The following is a 19052-nucleotide window of genomic DNA, read 5'->3' as shown; positions in this document are numbered from 1 at the left end:
GCCATGTTGATCATCAGTCTGCTGATCATTCTCGCCGTTGTCATCTTGTATATTATACTCACTTATAACCAGCTGGTCCGCTTGCAAAACCTCACACGCGAGGGCTGGAGCGGCATTGATGTCCAGCTTAAGCAGCGTGCGAACCTGATTCCCAATCTGGTTGAAACCGTCAAGGGATACATGGGACACGAGCGCGGCGTGCTGGAAAAAGTCACGGAATTGCGCAGCCAGGCGCTTGCTTCCGGCAGCGTCCCCGAGCGGGCCGCCAATGAAAACATGCTCACCAGCGCCCTGCGGCAGCTGTTTGCGGTCTCGGAAAACTACCCTGATCTGAAGGCAAGCCAGAATTTCATTGAATTGCAAAACACTCTTACTTCCATTGAAAACCAGATTCAGCTTTCAAGGCGATATTACAATGGCGCCGTCAGGGATCTTAATATCGCTATCCAGTCTTTCCCAAGCAATTTGATCGCTAAAAGTTTTCATTTCACTCCCGCCGAATTTTTTGAAATCGAAGATGCAAAAGAACGTGAAGTTCCAACTGTCAAGCTGGTCTGATTCGAACAGACAGGATACAGGAGGCGCTTTCATGAAAAAAATTCTTTTCTGGATTTCCCTCACAGGCATGCTTGCGCTTGCGTTGGGAAACAATGCACGGGCCGATCTTGCTTCTGAGAAAATTTACGATTTTGTCAGTCATGTTCTGGTCAATCCGGATGCCTCCATTGATATCACCGAATTCATTTCGGTGTACGCGAATCGAAACCGTATTGTACATGGCATTGTACGCCGGCTGCCGACCCGCTATACCGACAGCTACGGCATCACGCGGCACACTCAATACAATATCCAGGAAATACTCAAAAATAAAAATCCATCCGTTTATCATGTGCAAAAGAGCAATAACGAACTCGATATTTATATAGGCGAGAGAAATACGATTCTCCCATCGGGCGATTACGTTTATACCATTCGATATCACGTGAATAACGCAGTCAATTTTTTGCGCGATGGCGATGAAATCTATTGGAATATCACGGGAAACGGCTGGGATTTCACCATAGACAGAGCTCAAGCCGTCATCCAACTGCCCGCTCAGGCAAAAATTTCTCATTACGCGGCTTATACCGGTGCAAAAGGCGAAAAAGGCCAGAATTTTACCGTCAGCCAGACTGCGGATAATGAAATCACCTTTACCACCACCAAGCCTTTGCTGCCCGGAGAAGGTTTTACCGTTGCGGCCGCCTGGCAAAAAGGCATAGTACAACAGCCGCAGGGCATGACAGGGTTGCTGATGCAGTTTCAGAATGCTGAATGGCTCATCATAGGGTTGACTATCGCCGTGTTTATTTATTATTTTTCTGTCTGGCACGCTTATGGAAGAGACCTGGAAAAGGGAACCATTGTTCCGCTGTTTGAACCACCGGAAGGATTGACACCCGAAGCCCTGCGGTATATCGAGCGCATGGGATTCGACAATAAGACATTCAGCGCCGCTATCGTCAATATGGCCGCGAGCGGGTATTTGTCCATTGATAATCAGGACAATAACTTTGAACTCAAGCTGACTGCTTCTGTAAACCGGCCATTGCCGGACGAAGAACAAGCATTGGCGCAGAAACTGTTTTCCTCCGGATCTTCGTTTCAGATCTCCCAGACAAATCACGATACTATTCGCAAGGCACGCTCAGAACTAAACAGGATCTTGCGCGCGAATTATCAGGACAAGTATTTTCTCACCAACAGAAAATACCTTGCCGGGGGCTGGATCATGACAGCCCTGGCATTTTTATCCGCCATTCTGTTTTCCGATGATCCCGCGAATGCGGGATTTGCGGTTTTCTGGCTCAGCGGCTGGACAGCGGGCTGCGCCTTTTTGCTGTGGCAAGCATTTAATGCCATTCGGCTTGCATATATCACGCGCTCATGGCTAAAAACTACAGGCGCCGTATTTATGGCCTTGTTTGCCCTGCCTTTTCTGCTGGGGGAAGTCCTGGGAATATACGCACTGGGAGGCGCCATTCCCATTTTCACCATTCCCATGCTGTTTCTGCTTGTGGTGCTGAATATCTTGTTTTGGAACATCCTTAAAGCACCGACCCGGGACGGCAGGAGGCTGATGGATAAAATCGAGGGATTTAAGTTATTTTTTAAAACAACAGAAAAATATCGTCTGCAACAAATGTCCGCCCCGCAAAAAACACCTGAGTTGTATGAAAAATATTTGCCTTACGCCATTGCACTGGATGTGGAAAATGAATGGAGCGCGCAGTTTAATGACATTTTACGGCAGTCAGGCATAGAACCCGCCGGCTATCATCCCGGGTGGTATTCCGGCCCGGCATGGTCTACCCGGAATGTCGCCGCCCTGCCCGTTTTCCTGGGTGCAGGTCTTGCCTCATCACTGGCTGCCGCTTCCGTTTCATCCTCTTCCTCAGCCAGCGGCGGCGGAGGATCTTCCGGAGGCGGCGGGGGCGGCGGCGGGGGCGGCGGCTGGTGAAACGGTATCGAAGCACTCTTTATGATCATTTATTAATTAATTATTAATGTTTGCTTAATATTTATACTATAAAATACGGCCATTCTTATAATCCCAAGATGATGAGAGTGGCTTTCATGCAAAGACGAAAAATCCAACCCAACCGCATCATTGATATTGATGAATCCACATTAGGCGCGCTTGCTTCTTCTGGCGGTGATTATTCAGTATTGTCTACTGAAATCTATGAAAGCTTGTCTCTGTTGGGCAACATCCATACCGAAGATAACCGCTTTTATTTTCGCGCCACGCGTAACAGCAAAAAATGCGCCCAGACCTTTCTGTCATTAGTGATTAACACGCCGAAGGTTTGCGCCGCCATTACCGAGGCATTAGAATCAAAGCAACAAAATACCTCTGAAGAAGGCAGGAAAGTCTGGCCAAACTGCATTTCTTTTATCACCGCGACTTTAAACGGTGAAAATATCTGCCTGATCGCGCTCTCCGGAAAATCCGAAGAGAATTATGATAAATCCGAATTAATGAGAGAGCTGGACAACATAGCCAATACATTGAATAAATTTCGGCGCGGAAGAAACGATGCTTATCATTACGCCGTCATTATTGAAGGCAGTCCCAGATTTACCAGTCATATGAGAAAGCTCACCGGCGCCGTCAGAACATGCTCGGAATATGATTTTGGCGCGGTGCTGGCGAAACTGTATGAACAATACGGTGACGGGCTGAAAGTTGAAGGCGTGGTAAATTGTGCTTTTTATCCCTATGAAAACAGCCTGAACATCAGTTATACAAGCAACGGCCGGGGCGGAAAAGTCATGCGGGTAAAGCAAAAAGCTGTCGAATCCGGTATTGCGATGAAATTCAGGCATGGAGAACGCATGACCATTAACAATCTTGACAAAAAATATGAAATTCTTGTCATGCCGTGCTGTCAGACATGCCAGCAAAACAAGCATGCCTTCATGTGCACGCTGATGCAGATGCAGCAAGAAGGAATTGCCAGAAGGAATGAAAAGGGAAACAGTGCCGGCTCATGCAGAGCCAGACTGAAAATGTCGCAAATCAAGGAGCGTGCTGACCGCAGTACAAGCATTTACGCCTTTTTTAATCCGGGTGTTTATAGTGTTTATGAAAATGAGCCGGTCAAAAATACGCTTCCTGCGAGAAAATCATCGACCCAGACTTCCAGGGAAGAGGTAAACGAGTTATTTACCATTGAATTTGCAGCAAACACGACAGAACAGGCCGAATCGGAAAAATCTCAAACAGACGATTATGTCAGGCCAAAGCGGTGCCAGAAAAGGCAGGCCTTTATTTATAACCCGCCTGCGCGCAGGAAAAACAGCAAAAACAAGGGCAAACAGGAAAAGGACACGATCTCTGAGCATGAAACAAAGACCAGCACAGGCAGCCATCAGCATCCCGCTGTCAGCAAGCGCAAACCATCCGGTAAACCAGTCAACCTGGTCATGCCTGACGGCGCTGAAGACATGGGATCAGACCTCATGGCAAGCCACGTGCCGGAACAGTCTTGCAGCATCTGGAGCTCGATAAAAAGTGTTATCTTCTCATGCTGCCCAACCAGCGATGATGATAATGATTATCCCGAAGAACCCTCCATCAAACCCAAGCGTGATTAATTTTTGATCTGGACTGCAGGCAGACGGAACCCACATTCCTGCCGGCCGGCCTGCCTGCAGGAATAACCCGAAATACACGTCAACCAAGACTAGAAACCTGTTTCACTTCGATATATTATTGGCACTCTTAAGTCTTCCCGAACGGGCCCATAGCTCAGTTGGTTAGAGCAGAGGACTCATAATCCTTTGGTCCTAGGTTCAAGTCCTAGTGGGCCCATTGTAGAATCAAGTAGTTGTGAGTGTTTCCCGCCGCGGCAAATAAGAGTATGTGTAATTTTGGTGTAATTGAGCAACTACTCCAAACCTCAACGTTTCCAATTTGATATAATTAATCATGAAGTCAGAACGGACGCTGCCTAACTATGGATTATCTTACTGAAATTTCGATTAAAGCTACAGCTGTAGCCACCATTGTTATTGCCTGGTTCTCGTACGTAAGCAATAAGCTTGCTAAAGAAATTAAAAGACAGGACATAAGTCACAAAAATGAGCTTAGTGACCTCTATCAAGCAATCGTTATAGTTATAGCTACTATTGTTGGCGGTCAGGGCTCAAATACAGGAGCAGTAAATGGTTGTATTCAGACCTTCAAACAACACCACAAAGGCGTAACCAAGATTTTCAAAGACGATAATTAAGTTTCAATCAACAATAACGATTCACGTATTCATTATGGAGGTACCTTATGGATAAACCATTATACAAAGGATATAGCTTTGAACCAGCGTCTGAAAAATCATTAAATGGCAAATATTTTCCAAGAGGACAAATTGTAAGACAAACAACAGATGGCGAAGGCAAGGTATTAAAAACCTTTGACGGTGAATATCTCACTAAAAGTGCAGCTGACTCTGCTTTTATCGAGTTGGCAAAAAAATATATAGATAACTTAGTTAAATCCTAATTTGGATTATTATTTTACTCACACCAAACCTCGCAGGTTCTTTTTGTTCTTGTGTTGTATAAGGTAGCTGAAACACAAGCACCTAAAGCACTCCCATCTAAGAAGGCTATTTGATCTCCTTCTTGCATGTCGAAACAATATGTTTTCGCTTCAAAATTTTCATCATTAATTATAAATTTTTCATCATTTACAGATGCTTGTAATTCATAAGTTTCAAGAGCGTAAGCCATGTTCATAGAAGATAATAAGCAAAATAGTAATATTAATATAAAATAAAAAGGAAAAATTGATTTGGAATTATCTACCCTCATAGCCACCCCTCCTTTTTTAGTTCTTTTTATAATTATATATCACCCATTATTATCTTATTGAAAATCTGTTACCTTTCACCATTAGCATTAAATTTTATTAATTTGTTTCAAATCATAACGTTGCTCCAACGCATCCATCGCACTCCGAATATGCTCGCCATTCTGATGACTATACCGCACCACCATCTGCAAAGTCTTATGCCCTGAAATACGCTGAACAGTTGGCAAATCTACACCCGCTTGCACCAAGTGGGTAATCGCTGTATGACGCAACGTGTGGCGCAACACTTCTTTGGGATTTAATCCAGCAGCTGCAATTACACGCCGGAACTGCTTCTCAACATTCATGATATGCCCTGATTCAGAATGTTTTGAAGGGAACAACCAGACTTGATCAGGCTTGGCAGTCTCAATGTATCCTTTCAGGAAATCAGCCAAATATTGTGGTATTGGTTGCTCACGCGCACCTGCTTTTGCATGCGGAATAAAAATCACACGCTTATCCAAATCAATATTTTTAATTTGAATAGACAGAATTTCCATTCGCCGCATGGAAGTACCAAGACCTATCACGATAAACGGATAAATATACGTACATTGATCCGCTTTCGCGGCTTCCAAAACATTAGAAATTTGTTCTGTCGTCAAATAAACAATACGACCGCTATCTTCTTTAAATCGCTTGATATTACAAGGCTTGTGATCCAGCCACTTCCAATCAATCGCTTTATTAATTAAATGAGAAATCACTGACAATTCACGGTTAATTGTACCCGGCTTTGCATTGGACTCTCTGCGCCCCTTCTTGTATCGCTCAATATCAAACGTGCATATTTTATTTAAAACCATACTGCCAAAAAAAGGAATCACATGCATATCAAGCCGATATTTTTTTGCGACCAAATCCTTACCGCCCTCTTCCTCTAGCTTCCCCAAATATTTTTTTGCTGCTTCTGCAAAAGTAAATTGCAACTTGCGGCCTTTAGGCAGATTTAGCCTGCCATGTCTGGCATCCGTGCGTAGCTTGGCGATTAATTCTTCTGCTTGAATTCGAGTTACACCTTCAGATTCTTTACCAACCACACGATGAATACGCTGGCCATCAACCATAATATTTATTTTATATCTGCCATCACCATTAACTAATCGCTCAAATGTGATGCCATGCTCTTCTAATTTATCGCCAGCATTAAGATTTCTTTGGTTAATACGAGTTATTTTCGTGAACTTGAGTGCCATAAAATATGTTCCTGATAAATTTTATCGACCATTTCCTTTTGTTCTTCAGGAGTAGGGAAAACTATTTTTTTCTCATGCTTCTTCCCTTCTGGCGTTTCGACCGGCACCCATATTTCTTTTATCAACTGATGGATATTTTGTTTCCAAATATCTGCATGATCAATTGGAAACATCCCATCAACATTAATATAAGCTTTCTTAGGTTCTTCGAATTCGAAATCAACACCTGGAGGAGGAGGAATAATCCTTCCCATTTCATTTGGAATTTTTTGCAATAGAGTTACGTCTTCATTTTTAAGTGCATACCAATGCTCAGTCAAATTCTCTTCTATCAGGCTTTCTAGAGCATGATGTCTACGATATTCCGTTCTGGTTATATTGCCACTCTCATCTTTATATTTAACTTCGTAAAAAGACCAAAAATAGTTATAACAAGTAAGGAAATAAAAAAAATCTTCTTCTTCAAATGTAAGCGAACTTGGTAAAATATATGCTCTTCTAATAAATCTTACACCTTCATCAGAACTCCAAATCAGCTCAAGCAGATCGGACACACTCATTTCTTCGGAAGGATGAATTTTTTTACTGACTTTAAATTTATAACTCTCAGAGAGTTTTTCCAATGACATTTCAACCAAACTGGATAGAGTGCACTTTTCTTTATTCGCGATTAGCTCAGAACCAAATTTCAACCGCGGACCAAGCCGTGCTTGAATAATCTCACTGCGATTTAATTTAGCACCACCTTTTTTCCTAGCCATTATTACCTCTATCTCTTCTTTTTAGTTCTACATAATTCTAATTTTGCGAATCTTATATTGTAATGGTTTACATTACAATTATTTTATTCTCCGCACCCTTCTCACTATTTAATTCTATATAAGGAAGTTCGCATGATTATAAGAAGTACAAACGTGGAAGCTATCCAAATCATCATGTTTCCAGATGGCAGATTAGACACCAGAAATGCAGCACTTTATCTCGGCCTTAAAGAAAAAACATTGGCCATGATGCGCGGAAGCGGCACCGGCCCAAAATTCATCAAACGTGGAAGAGTGTTTTACTTCAAGGAAGATTTAGATGCTTGGATAAACGCAGAAGGACGACTCATCTCTACCGCACAATCTTTTCATAAGTAGAAAGGGCAAATAATGAGCATGCTACATATTGGAGAAATCATGAATCGAATCTTACCCAAACCACAGGCACTGGAGGTTACCAGTGTTTATGAGTTCGTTAAAAGAGAATTGCCGCCGCGTGAAAACATTCTTGCACCATGGCTGCCCGTGCAGGGGCTCACCATGATTTACGCACCACGCGGCATAGGCAAAACTCACGTTGCATTAGGCATTGCACATGCGGTTGCCAATGGTACCACTTTTTTGAATTGGAGTGCACCCAAGCCTCGAAGTGTTTTGTATCTGGATGGCGAAATGCCGGCAACACTCATGCAAGAACGGTTAAAAGCATTAATGAAGGATCCGACGCAAAAACCAAAAGCGTTATTTCAATTATTAACGCCTGATTTGCAACACGGTGCCATGCCTGATCTTGCCACTTACAAAGGGCAAGAAATGCTTGAGCCTCACTTGAAAGATATTGATTTAATTATTATCGATAACATTTCAACCCTATGCCGCAACAGCAAAGAAAATGAAGCTGATTCCTGGTTACCCGTTCAAGACTGGGCGCTAACACAACGAGCAGCTGGAAAATCCATTTTATTTATTCATCATGCTGGCAAAGGCGGTCATCAACGAGGAACCAGCAAGCGGGAAGATATTCTGGATACCGTCATCGCATTGAAGCGACCTGATGATTACAACGCCAAAGATGGCGCTATTTTCCAAGTAACATTTGAAAAAGCACGATGCTTCATGGGTAATGATGCAGAGGGATTTGAAGCTCAGTTAATTATTAACAATGACGTCCACGAATGGCAGACGCGTGCGATTCCAGGAACAATGTATGAACAAGTGATTAGCATGGCCAAACAAGGACTCAAGCAAAAGGAAATCGCTGAAAAGATGAATCTTGATAAATCAGGTGTCAGCCGTTACATCAAGACCGCTCATCAGGAAGGCAGAATCCAATAGTATGGCATGAAGTTGCGCGGTTGCTGTGCTTTAGCACCGCAACCGTGCAACTGCTAGCTAAAAAGTATACGCAACTCTCTAACAGCCCCTATACACAAAATATAGGAGATCAATAACTTCTAAAGCCACAACCACGCAGGTTAGAGCGGCGCTCTGGCTCCTGACCAACCAATAAAAGCGTCTACGACTTATCGGTTGGTCAGGAGCCAGAGCGCCGCAGCAAGACCAATGGAAATTCATCTCAGGTAAAAAGCAAAAGAAGAGAGGTTTTGAATATGAAAATGACCCAGCGTGACATAGATATTCTGGAGTTTATTAATGAGTTTTGGTTTTGTGAAATTACTCAGATAGAGCAGAAGTTTGATTTAAAGAAACCCAGGTCTTATCAGATTATGCAACGGTTAATAAAAGAAAAGCTGGTCATCCATGAAAGGGTGTTTCATGGGCGCAATGGAATTTATTATCTCAGCAAACAGGGTGCCAGCCATTTTGATTTACCAGCAATGAGTAATGTGCCAATAGCGATATACGATCATCAGCTTGCTATTATCGATATCTATTTCAAGTTAATGCATCTACATCCTGAAGCACAATGGATTAGCGAACGCAGGTTGAAACGTGAGAGATTTGCCAAAGGGATTGGGAGACTTGGACATATTTCTGATGGGCTGTTGGTCTTTCCAGTTGATAAACAAATAGCGATTGAAGTGGAACTGACAATGAAAGGAAAATTGCGGCTTGAAAAAATATTCAAGGCATACGCGAGTCAGCTTGAGATAAAGGAAATCTGGTATTTCTGCTCACCAGAGATTTTGCCGAAAATGCAGAAGGCGGCGGAGAAGCGGCCGTATATCAAGATACATAGGCTGTGAGTTACTGGCAGGCTGTGCCAAAACTCACGTAATATAACGGAATTCGTTATATTGGCGGGGTTTTGGCACAATCTTTTTAGGGAATTCGCTATAAAATACAGGTAATTGGAATTATGTGAAAATTGACCCTATCTGCCTTTACAAATGAATCACATACTGTACTTGTTGTCGACTTCTAATAGATATCTGTATATTGAAATACCCATCGATAGAATCAAGTTAAATAGCTCAGGAGGAACAGAATTGTTCACCTGCTCTGCCTTACCGTGACGATATTTGTGACACATTTTTACCCATTTAGAAAATATACCGCGGATATTTTCCGCCGCCTCTTTATCATGATTGCCATATGAGGAATCGCTGTTTATTTTTTCTTTGATCTTGTTCAGCAAGGTATCAATTAATGAATCGTTCAAAATAGTAAATTTCTTCTCGTTATTCATTGAAAGAGTAAAAATTTCAAGACACTTGAAAAATTCATGTATCGGCGATTCTTTATTTGGATTTTTATAAATTTCACCCAGAACTTCATTGAACAATTTAAGATTATCTGAATACTTTGGCAGATTTAACAATGCAAGTGTGCTTTTCACAGATTTGTAAAATTCCTCATCCGGATAATATCGAATGCGTCCATCGTCATTTAGCACATAACACATCGCCTCTTCTTTCAGAATGCGATTTATGTCATTTATATAATTTTCAAACTTTTCCTTATGAACATCTGATAGTTCATCTCTATGTGGCAGAATCGAATCATAAACAATAGTAATTAAATCCAAAATATCTGAAATAGAGATACCTGAAACACTGAATGTCTCTTCAACACAATATTTTATATCATTTCTATGACGACCAAGATTTTCTTGCTTTATAGTAATCCCAAGCTCAGAACGACAAAGACGATTTGTTTCAGCTGGATAAAAAATTTGAACAAAATCTTCTAGGTATTTTAAAATCCTATTTCTAAATTTCGGCTTATCTTCATTTTTAGTTTGGTCTGTATTGTAAAATTTAGAAAAAACCAGCTTCTCACTCATGAACTTAACCCTTTTTATAAGAAAGCACTGCTGAATTTATAATTCATTTACTCCATTTCACATCGATCGGCAATCCGTTTAGATCAAGCGCCCGAGCAATTAATAAAAGAGTTGACCTCCTCGGCATTGCATTTGAATTAAAAAAACGTGATAAAGATGGCTGCGGGATACCAGTCAATTCAGATAATTTATTTATTCCACCTCGCTTCATCACTTCTTGATATAAAGTATCCTTAAAAGCTCTGATATCTCGAGCAATTGCCTCAAGGTCGTTAAACTTGATATACATTTCTTCATGTTTATCTTTTTGTTCGCATGCTTCGATCATGTCCTGGATATCTGCAATAATTTCTTCTCTTTCTTTTTTCTCTGTCTCTTCTGCCCAGAGACTCATAAGATCGGCAACGCCATCAAATTCTAATGCAACACGAACAGCATTAACGATGAATGAATCTGACAAACCAGATTTATTCATTTTTTTAGCAATAGAAAACAGCTTCATTTGTTTAGCCAATGCAGCGTGCTCTTCTTTTTTTATATGTGAGCTGCCATGGGAAATCTTATGCCCATTTTGCTTCTTTAATGTTTGTGCTGTCATACTAATTTACCCCTAGTTATAAATCGTCCCTTCCTGATTAAATCCAAATACACTTTGAGTTTAGCCATCATCCTTTTATCAAGCTTATCATCACTCTTAACATAAGCCTCACATAGATAAGCCTCGCCTCCAACTATACCCACCATCAGTCTCAACTGAACAAGCCCACAACCAATTTGGTGCCATTTCATTTTATAGCCATCTGCAATAACAATACCGTTTCCCATAGTAGCCTGCGACCAAAACTTATTCTGTGTAAATTTAAGATCATTTGGATATGTTAATAATCGCAATACATCTGGTCTTATAATTTGTCTATACTCTTGATCAGAAAAAACCTTTTTTTGCTTTAAGTCCAAATATGAATCAAGTGCCCACTGGGTAATATTTATGTCCATCTTAAAACCGCTCCTGCGTTAATATAACAATTATAACATGTATAACATACATATCATAATATGCAAGCCAATATTTTGTGTGTAATTCTTGTGTAATCATGCCAAGAAAAGCACCGAAAAACAGGGTGTTTCATAGACAACGCCAGAACATCACCAAAGACAAAATATCCTTTAAATTAACAACTTAGAAATCTCTAGACAAACCCAGAATTTTCCTCTACCCTCCTCATAATCCTTTGGTCCTAGGTTCAAGTCCTAGTGGGCCCATAGTAGAATCAAGGAGTTACGTAGCATCGCCAAATCTCAGAAAGTTCATGTAGAAGTAATGTAGAAATTGAAATTTAATCTTTTACATTAAAAACTTAAAAAAAATCCTGTCTAATAGCATAATGGTTAAAATCAGTATCCTCTTTCGCAATCGGTGAGCAAATGAGCACAATGAAGGTCGAACAAATATCGATAAAAAACTATAAAATGTTTAAAGATGCTTCTGTTAAAAGTCTGCCACCAATGAGCGTTTTTGTTGGAGCTAATGGCGCTGGGAAATCAACTTTTTTTGATGTCTTTGGTTTCTTAAGCGATGCACTAAAAGAAAATGTATCAATTGCAATTAATCGCAGGGGTGGTTTTAAGGAAGTAATAACTCGAGGCTGCAATGAAAATGATTTGATTGAAATCGAGATTAAATTTAGAAACCTACAAGAAGAATTAGAATCATCACCACTAATAACATATCAACTTAAAGTCGGGCAGGAAGAAAACAAAATAATTGTTCACACTGAAGTGCTAAAATATCGACGAGGCATGAGAGGAAAACCTTGGCATTTTTTAAACTTTCATAGAGGCAAGGGAACAGCAATTACTAACGAAGATCAATATGGTCAACAAGATGCTGAGGAAAATCGTGAAGAACAAACCTTAAGCTCACCTGATATTCTCGCTATTAAAGGATTAGGACAATTCGAACGATTCAAAGCAATATCTTCATTCCGCAAGTTACTTGAAGGTTGGTTTGTTTCTAATCTTCAAATTGAAGCTGCCCGAACAATAGGAGATGTTGGATTTGCTCCGCATCTAAGTAGCAAAGGAGAAAATCTAGCACAGGTTACAAAATATATCTTTGAAAACCATAAAACAATCTTCGATAAAATATGCAAAAAAATGTCAGAAAGAGTCCCTGGAATTGGAAATGTTGAAGCAATACAAAACGATGCCGGCCAAATAATATTAAAATTTAGAGACGGAAGCTTTAAAGATCCTTTTATTTCCCGTTATGTTTCTGATGGAACGATTAAAATGTTTGCATATCTAGTTCTATTATATGACCCAAACCCCCATCCTTTGTTATGCATTGAAGAACCAGAAAATTATCTTTATCCTCAATTATTAACTGAACTTGTAGATGAACTCAGAATTTACTCTCGCCGTGGCGGCCAAGTTTTTATCACAACACATTCGCCTGATTTTTTAAATGCTCTTGATATAGAAGAGGTATTTTGTATTATTAAAAAAAATGGGATTTCAAGCATTTGTAGAGCCAAAGATATTCCATCGGTTGTCAGCCTTTGGGAAGAGGGTGAGAAACTCGGCGCACTTTGGAGAAGAGGTTATTTCCGAGAAGGCGGCTTGTTCTAATGAAGTTTTATTTTTTGCTCGAAGAGTACTCTATGTCTCTTTTTTTAAGAGACCTCCTCCCGAGGTTATTTCCTACTTTTATTGATGAGGAGCACTATTCCCTTCGTCATCACGATGGAAAAGAGGACTTAATAGGTGCCATCCCTCCCTTTATAAAAGGCATAGCCTCTAAATTTGAAGTTAGCGTGATAATCATACACGATCAAGATAATAAAGACTGTGTGCAGTTAAAAGCTGAAATTAAGCAATTATGCAAACATTCTACAGCTCCTGTATTTATTCCCATCCCGTGTCGCGAGCTGGAAGCCTGGTATCTTGGTGATCCAGAGGGATTCTCATCCATATATCAAGAATTCGATAAAGTTAAAAAGAAAAATGTTTTTCGAAGAAATCCGGATGATCTAATAAAACCATCTAAGATTATTAAAGATTATGTACCATCATTCAGCAAGACAGACGCAGCTCGTAATATGGGCAAGATAATAAATACTGACAAAAATAAATCAAAAAGTTTTCAGTATTTCATCAGAGAGCTAAAAAAGTTTGTGCAAAAATCAATCAAAATTAATTGATATCAAATTCATCATTCAAAAATGCAGATACACCAAACTATACTGGCCATCCTGGTAATTGGTCATAGTGCAATCTTAATTTGACAAAAACTGATTAAAGATTTTATTGCTATCTAACATGTAAAAGTTCCGGCTTCGTCCAACAGCTGAGAAGGTTGATCTTTACCCATCATTAAGAAAATCACTTACAATATGCGTAAGATATTCTCTATTTTTAAGCTCGCATTCCCAGAGCAAAAGAATAGACCAGCCCAATGTCCTCAATTTTTCAATATTTTTATTATCTCTATTAATGTTGCCTGTTATTTTATTAGTCCAAAATTCAATTCGTGATTTTGGTATTCTGCCAAGGTGGCAATTATGTCCATGCCAGAAGCAACCATTAACAAAAATAATTTTTTTTCGTGAAACAAACACCAAATCGGGCTTTCCTGGCAAATCAGATTTGTGAAGACGGTAGCGGTATCCCATTCGATGAACAAGTCGTCTTACGAGCATTTCAGGCTTCGTATTTTTCGATTTTACAAGCGCCATTTGAGCACTTCTCTTTTTTGAAATAGAGTCATTCATTATTGGTGTTTGATATTATCAGTTTAGATGTCAAATTATGTGGAATCGATTATAGTAATTCAGCACATTGTTTTTTTAATTTATCCTTAAAAGTAGCAGTATTTTTATCTCCTTTTCTTTTGAAAAATTTATTTTTTTCGCTCAATATTTCAGTAATTTTCATTCCTATTACTTCCGCGAGAGCAACTGGGACAGCATTACCTATTTGACGCATTGCTTCGCCCCATGAACCATGAATATAAAAGTTATCTGGAAATGTTTGAATTCTTTTTGCTTCAAAAATAGTAAAATATCTCACTGTGTCATCATGGTATCTGATCATATTCTCACCGCCCGGAACACCGTGGTCACCAGCTTTTATTGTTTTAGATGGCCAGTCATAATAACTTCCACTATGGCCAGGATATATTTTTGCACCATCTCGAAATATATGATCTCGAATATTGTGAAATGATCTCGGGTCAGGAATATCTGATAATGCATCTCTGACCGTCCGCCATGGTCTTAATTGGGGTGAAAACATATCGAATTGATTTTTTAATTTTATCACTTTATCTTTAGTATCTTTAGATACAATTAAGGGATGATTTCTTTTAGATTTAGGAATTTTATATTTTTCCCAATATTCGCCCGAAATACACATATTCCATAATAACATTTTTTCGGAATGGGTTTGCGTGGGAAATGTCCAATCAACATTTAAATCGGATCTTAGGCCAATAATGACAACGCGCTCACGACATTGAGGAACTCCATAATCAGCCGCATTTAATAATTTGTAAGTTACTTTATATTTAATCCCTGTATAGGATGAAAAGTTTATATTGTTTAGAATGAGTAAATGCTTTCTCCAGTCTTTAGAGTTTGACTGGCATTCAGGATAAGTTAGGCGGAGAATAATATATTTAAAATAATCCGAAAATGAGGGTCTTAATAATCCTTTAACGTTTTCGAAAAAAAAAGCTTTTGGTGTAAGCGTTTCGATCGCTTTTATTGCATAGGGAAACATATCTCGATTGTCTTGATTGGCTTTATGTTTTCCTCCAAGAGAAAATGGTTGGCAAGGAGGTCCGCCGGCGACAATATCAATAGTGGGCAAATTGCAATATTCATAATCCTCTATATCTCCGCAAAAAATATTTCTACTTTTAAAATTTGCCTTTAAAGTAGCGCATGCATTCTTGTTATTTTCAACAAAAGCAACATGGTTTATTCCCGCAATTTCAAGACCTTTAGCTAAACCACCAGCACCAGAAAAAATTTCTACAGATTTCATATGCTATCATCCAAGATTTTTGAAGTATTTTTCAATTTTGGAGAAAATTTCGTGTGCTGATTTGTGAGCACCTTTGCATTTTTCAGACCATTGTCTACCTGGATGTATAACATCCCATTCTGATTTTGCCTGCTCATATCTACCTTTGCCTGGATCATGATTTCCAAATCCATCTATTACTGTGTTCCATAATGGTTTATTTAATTTAATTAAAGCAGCTTCAAGTGAACCAATCATATCCGATGCTGCGTCTTCAAAAATTACAAATCGACATTTGAAATCGTCAATATTAAAACCAGATACTAACTTAATGTTACGTCCATGTTCTCGCAGTCTATTGTAAAGTTCATGAGATTGATGCAGCGAGCTATGACTAATTCGTGATTGACGCCACCCTTTAGGAACTGCTTTTCCAATATAAAGTGGGTAATCATATGATAATCGATTTAGTTCGGAAAATCTTTCATAAGGGCTGCTCGATCCTGTATAGTAAATTGCATAAACTCCAGTACCAAGAAAGCTCTCGGGAGGTGGAAGAGAATGAACAGGGGTACCATTGAAGAATCTTATAGCATCTTTCACTATGCCTACAAATGCTTCGCTTGTGTAGACATGTTCATTCCTGTCAAATTTCACATTTTTCATACTATCTGCATTAAATAAAGTCTATATTTTAATATTAAACTAAAAAGAGGCAAAATAAACTTATTTAGCCTCATCTTTTCAATAATGTTTAGATTTGTAATTTGTGGGTACATATTTTGTTAGATGTGCAATATTTGTTCATTTACTTGAAAATATGTGAGAATTGGAAATAATCAAAAAAAATTTAATGGATACAAAGGATAACAAACCAGAACTAGCAAAGTGCTGAATATGTTTTTAGCAATCTGTCAGGAGTTTGATTTTTACATCTTGATTCATAACTATCCTCTACTAGTTAGAGCTATTTTTCACCGATGCTCGTCTTTTATATGAGATCAGAATACGGCATTGCGTTAAATTCGAACAATTCAGCCAAACTAAAAATCTTAATATATGTATCGTGATCCTCTGCCGCTTTGAGCATTTTTCTCATAATCTGGGGCGCGCAATAATACCAAGCACCTTTAAAATCAAAATCCGTGATCAAATTTTTAATGATTTTCTCTAACCTCCAACTTCCTTTCATGGTTAATTCAACTTCAATCGCAATTTGTCTATTATCCGGAAACAACAAGACACCATCTGCCATATGTCCGCGTTGCCCCGCTTGCATTTTATATTTTTTGAACTTATCGCGTATTAATTCTCGTTCACTGATCCAGGCTGCTTCCGGATGTAGTTTAATCAACTTCATATAAACTTCAATCACCATTAACTGATGATAATAATTCCCCATATAAATTTTATCTAAGGCTGGTAAATCCGTATGTTTTGCTCCTTCTCGACTCAATCGATATATCCCATGCCTACCATGTAAAATACGCTCATGTATCACCAGTCCTGCCTCTATCAATCGCTGCATCACTTTATAGCTTCTTGGTTTTCTTAAACCAAACCATTTCTCAATCTGCACAATTTCACAAAAACCAAAGCGATTAATGAATCTCATTATTTCAACATCCCGATTCGTTAATTGCATATTTACTCTCCCGTCATATTTTTTGCTTTTAAAACTGTCCAGTCGCTCCCCGGTATCCTTCCCGCCGGCGCCTGACCACAATAACATCTCTTTATGATTTGTTATTGTGGTCAGGCGCCGGCGGGAAGAGGAAACCCCGATACCACAGGCTTTTCCAGCCCCTACCCCCTATAATCCGAGTAGCCACTTTAGTCCACAGCTTGTGGACTTTTTTGATGGATCCCCGTTCTAACCGACAAAACTGACAAAACCACTTTTGTCAGTTGTCGGGTGCCCCCTCCTGATTTAAAAAATATTTTCTTCCGTTGGGCTATTGATTCGGAGTTTAGGGTTTATCACATACATAGGTGATTGAGGCCTGCCACCTTGATACTCTGGTAATTCAAGTCGCAGCCATCTCGCCGACTCAAGCTCATTGCAAGCCGCCAGGATGATCTTTTTATCCGTCAGCATCTTCCATTCCTTGCGGTATATATCTCGAATGGTGAAAGGCGTAGTAAGCTCACCCTCTTGAATCTTTCTGGCCAGTTTGATCACTGCCTGATTAAGGCTTTGGTTGACCAAGCCATAGATACGCCTGGCATGGCGCTCCAGATAAGCACACCAAGCTAAAGCCATTAATGCGCTATCTGCTGAAACGCCAGCCCGCTGCGCACCATCTGCCTTATCAATCAGATGGAATATCAGCGCAAGGCTTGGAAATAGACTGCGATACTTTGATAAATGCTCAATCAGCATAGGATGGTCTTTTGTCTCCAGCCGGTATTTTTAATGAATGGCTGACTCATTGGCAGGCCGATCAATTAGCCTCCAATTGCTTGGCTCATCAGGATATACCATCAACTGAAATCGCTGGAATAACCCGTCATTGTCCTTGCCACACATGGATTGATACAGATAGGGTGTAATTTTGTCCGGCTGTGTATTGCCAAAAATGGACACACAGAGATTTTTCACATGAATAGTCCCTCGCCCTATTCGGTCAATAGTCATTGAACCATCGCCATTCCATGCCTCGATGAAAAATGCCCTGTCGGCATCCCTACCATCTCGCTCCCAGCTTGCGAGTAACCCAGCCAGTTCATCGCGACGCAGTAGTAATCCTCGTGGATTTTCTGCCAATAATTCGCTTAATTTTTCCACGGTAGGGTCGTTGGTTTTATAACGCTTCCAGACTGGCTTGACTGGTTCTGACGCCGCATGCAATTCTTCAGTAAGCGCAGAAGTTTCAAGTGAATTAGCCGCTGACTTTCCTTTCAGTTCCTGTTTCTTTCTCTTGATCAACTCTGCTTTAATGGCTTCTCTGGTGGCTTTGTAGACCTCCATATCTGCCAGATAACGAGCCATATCCGCATCGTAAGCCTTCTTGGCAGACGCTTCCAAAGGCTTTAGTAACCGCATGACCTCACCCACAGAAGGCGTTTTCAGCATCCCAGGACGGCCAATCAGGCCGCCCCATAGGTTTGGTATCACCAGCCAGTCATCCTGTTGTTTAGGCTTGATGCCGCATCCGCTGCCAATCAATGCAGAGGTCAAGACAATGGCGGCGACCGCGACAAAATCCAGATGGCATTGCATACGCTCGGCAACATCCGTAATCCAGTCACGATATGGCTCTGGAATATGGTTTACCGGCAAAGGATGAACTTCCATTAATACATTTTGGATAGACTCTGGTTCAGTCCATTCAGCATCTGTGGAACTAACGTCATTCTTATCGGCACCAGAATGAAATGCGTGAAATAAATTTTTTATTTTCATAATTATTCTCCAAGTT

General features: G+C 40.0%; 22 protein-coding genes and 1 tRNA gene. 11 read left to right on the top strand and 12 right to left on the bottom strand.

Going from position 1 to position 19052, the window contains the following annotated elements:
- The first annotated feature begins 3 nt into the window (after positions 1 to 3).
- From AQULUS_RS01480 to AQULUS_RS01455, 6 genes are all read left to right on the top strand, one after another.
- Positions 4 to 558, top strand: a complete 555-nt coding sequence (locus AQULUS_RS01480) for a LemA family protein (RefSeq protein WP_148337938.1) — start codon at positions 4 to 6, stop codon at positions 556 to 558.
- A gap of 31 nt (positions 559 to 589) precedes the next feature.
- A complete protein-coding gene (locus AQULUS_RS01475; RefSeq protein WP_172622689.1) occupies positions 590 to 2500 on the top strand; it encodes a DUF2207 domain-containing protein in 1911 nt (636 codons plus the stop codon).
- Positions 2501 to 2616: 116 nt separating this feature from the next.
- Positions 2617 to 4140: a hypothetical protein gene (locus AQULUS_RS01470; protein ID WP_148337934.1), complete on the top strand. Its 1524-nt coding sequence runs from the start codon at positions 2617 to 2619 to the stop codon at positions 4138 to 4140.
- A 143-nt stretch (positions 4141 to 4283) separates the two neighbouring features.
- Positions 4284 to 4357: transfer RNA gene (locus tag AQULUS_RS01465), tRNA-Ile, on the top strand.
- A gap of 145 nt (positions 4358 to 4502) precedes the next feature.
- Positions 4503 to 4778 carry a hypothetical protein gene (locus AQULUS_RS01460; protein WP_148337932.1) on the top strand — a complete coding sequence of 92 codons (276 nt, stop codon included), beginning with the start codon at positions 4503 to 4505 and terminating at the stop codon, positions 4776 to 4778.
- Positions 4779 to 4825: 47 nt separating this feature from the next.
- Positions 4826 to 5044, top strand: coding sequence for a hypothetical protein (locus AQULUS_RS01455; RefSeq protein WP_148337930.1), 219 nt, complete (start codon positions 4826 to 4828; stop codon positions 5042 to 5044).
- Between the two features lie 14 nt (positions 5045 to 5058).
- Here the strand turns inward: AQULUS_RS01455 and AQULUS_RS01450 are convergent, their stop codons facing one another.
- The 3 genes from AQULUS_RS01450 to AQULUS_RS01440 form a co-directional block, all read right to left on the bottom strand.
- Positions 5059 to 5355: a hypothetical protein gene (locus AQULUS_RS01450; RefSeq protein WP_197737271.1), complete on the bottom strand. Its 297-nt coding sequence runs from the start codon at positions 5353 to 5355 to the stop codon at positions 5059 to 5061.
- Positions 5356 to 5442: 87 nt separating this feature from the next.
- On the bottom strand, positions 5443 to 6594 hold the full coding sequence (locus AQULUS_RS01445) for a tyrosine-type recombinase/integrase (protein ID WP_148337928.1): 1152 nt from the start codon (positions 6592 to 6594) through the stop codon (positions 5443 to 5445).
- Positions 6570 to 7355 carry a hypothetical protein gene (locus tag AQULUS_RS01440; protein ID WP_148337926.1) on the bottom strand — a complete coding sequence of 262 codons (786 nt, stop codon included), beginning with the start codon at positions 7353 to 7355 and terminating at the stop codon, positions 6570 to 6572. Before AQULUS_RS01440 ends, AQULUS_RS01445 begins: the two co-directional genes overlap by 25 nt.
- Before the next feature lie 132 nt (positions 7356 to 7487).
- Here AQULUS_RS01440 and AQULUS_RS01435 point away from each other — a divergent pair, with 132 nt between their 5' ends.
- The 3 genes from AQULUS_RS01435 (at position 7488) to AQULUS_RS01425 (ending at position 9562) form a co-directional block, all read left to right on the top strand.
- Positions 7488 to 7733, top strand: coding sequence for a helix-turn-helix transcriptional regulator (locus tag AQULUS_RS01435; RefSeq protein ID WP_197737270.1), 246 nt, complete (start codon positions 7488 to 7490; stop codon positions 7731 to 7733).
- 12 nt (positions 7734 to 7745) lie between these two features.
- A complete protein-coding gene (locus AQULUS_RS01430; RefSeq protein ID WP_148340239.1) occupies positions 7746 to 8690 on the top strand; it encodes an AAA family ATPase in 945 nt (314 codons plus the stop codon).
- 275 nt (positions 8691 to 8965) lie between these two features.
- Positions 8966 to 9562 carry a replication-relaxation family protein gene (locus tag AQULUS_RS01425; protein ID WP_148337924.1) on the top strand — a complete coding sequence of 199 codons (597 nt, stop codon included), beginning with the start codon at positions 8966 to 8968 and terminating at the stop codon, positions 9560 to 9562.
- Between the two features lie 149 nt (positions 9563 to 9711).
- Here AQULUS_RS01425 and AQULUS_RS01420 read toward each other — a convergent pair whose 3' ends face one another.
- Genes AQULUS_RS01420 through AQULUS_RS01410 form a run of 3 tightly spaced genes read right to left on the bottom strand, consistent with a single transcriptional unit; the run spans position 9712 to position 11598 of the window.
- Entirely contained in the window at positions 9712 to 10602 is an 891-nt protein-coding gene (locus tag AQULUS_RS01420) for a hypothetical protein (protein ID WP_148337922.1), read from the bottom strand.
- A gap of 43 nt (positions 10603 to 10645) precedes the next feature.
- Positions 10646 to 11200, bottom strand: a complete 555-nt coding sequence (locus AQULUS_RS01415; protein WP_148337920.1) for a helix-turn-helix domain-containing protein — start codon at positions 11198 to 11200, stop codon at positions 10646 to 10648.
- Complete coding sequence (locus tag AQULUS_RS01410; protein ID WP_148337918.1) at positions 11197 to 11598, bottom strand: hypothetical protein; 402 nt, start codon at positions 11596 to 11598, stop codon at positions 11197 to 11199. The genes AQULUS_RS01415 and AQULUS_RS01410 overlap by 4 nt, the downstream gene beginning before the upstream one ends.
- 438 nt (positions 11599 to 12036) lie before the next feature.
- On the opposite strand from AQULUS_RS01410, the gene AQULUS_RS01405 reads away from it, so the two are divergent.
- Together AQULUS_RS01405 and AQULUS_RS01400 are read left to right on the top strand one after the other, a co-directional pair.
- On the top strand, positions 12037 to 13233 hold the full coding sequence (locus tag AQULUS_RS01405) for an AAA family ATPase (RefSeq protein ID WP_148337917.1): 1197 nt from the start codon (positions 12037 to 12039) through the stop codon (positions 13231 to 13233).
- A gap of 32 nt (positions 13234 to 13265) precedes the next feature.
- Entirely contained in the window at positions 13266 to 13805 is a 540-nt protein-coding gene (locus AQULUS_RS01400) for a DUF4276 family protein (protein WP_172622688.1), read from the top strand.
- A gap of 162 nt (positions 13806 to 13967) precedes the next feature.
- Here the strand turns inward: AQULUS_RS01400 and AQULUS_RS01395 are convergent, their stop codons facing one another.
- From AQULUS_RS01395 to AQULUS_RS01370, 6 genes are all read right to left on the bottom strand, one after another.
- Positions 13968 to 14375: a very short patch repair endonuclease gene (locus AQULUS_RS01395; protein ID WP_148337913.1), complete on the bottom strand. Its 408-nt coding sequence runs from the start codon at positions 14373 to 14375 to the stop codon at positions 13968 to 13970.
- A gap of 49 nt (positions 14376 to 14424) precedes the next feature.
- A complete protein-coding gene (locus tag AQULUS_RS01390; protein WP_148337911.1) occupies positions 14425 to 15651 on the bottom strand; it encodes a DNA cytosine methyltransferase in 1227 nt (408 codons plus the stop codon).
- A 6-nt stretch (positions 15652 to 15657) separates the two neighbouring features.
- Positions 15658 to 16296: an Eco29kI family restriction endonuclease gene (locus AQULUS_RS01385; protein WP_148337909.1), complete on the bottom strand. Its 639-nt coding sequence runs from the start codon at positions 16294 to 16296 to the stop codon at positions 15658 to 15660.
- A 325-nt stretch (positions 16297 to 16621) separates the two neighbouring features.
- Positions 16622 to 17275 (bottom strand): hypothetical protein, encoded by a 654-nt coding sequence (locus AQULUS_RS01380; RefSeq protein WP_148337907.1) that lies wholly within the window; start codon positions 17273 to 17275, stop codon positions 16622 to 16624.
- Between the two features lie 285 nt (positions 17276 to 17560).
- The gene (locus tag AQULUS_RS01375; RefSeq protein ID WP_148337905.1) at positions 17561 to 18013 is read right to left on the bottom strand and encodes a DUF3987 domain-containing protein; all 453 of its coding nucleotides are present in this window, start codon (positions 18011 to 18013) and stop codon (positions 17561 to 17563) included.
- 30 nt (positions 18014 to 18043) lie between these two features.
- Entirely contained in the window at positions 18044 to 19036 is a 993-nt protein-coding gene (locus tag AQULUS_RS01370; protein WP_148337903.1) for a DUF3987 domain-containing protein, read from the bottom strand.
- Positions 19037 to 19052 lie beyond the last annotated feature (16 nt).

This window comes from Aquicella siphonis, from assembly GCF_902459485.1.
Lineage (GTDB): Bacteria > Pseudomonadota > Gammaproteobacteria > DSM-16500 > DSM-16500 > Aquicella > Aquicella siphonis.
Note: the sequence above shows the minus strand (reverse complement) of the source record. Positions and strands in the feature narration are given on the sequence as shown.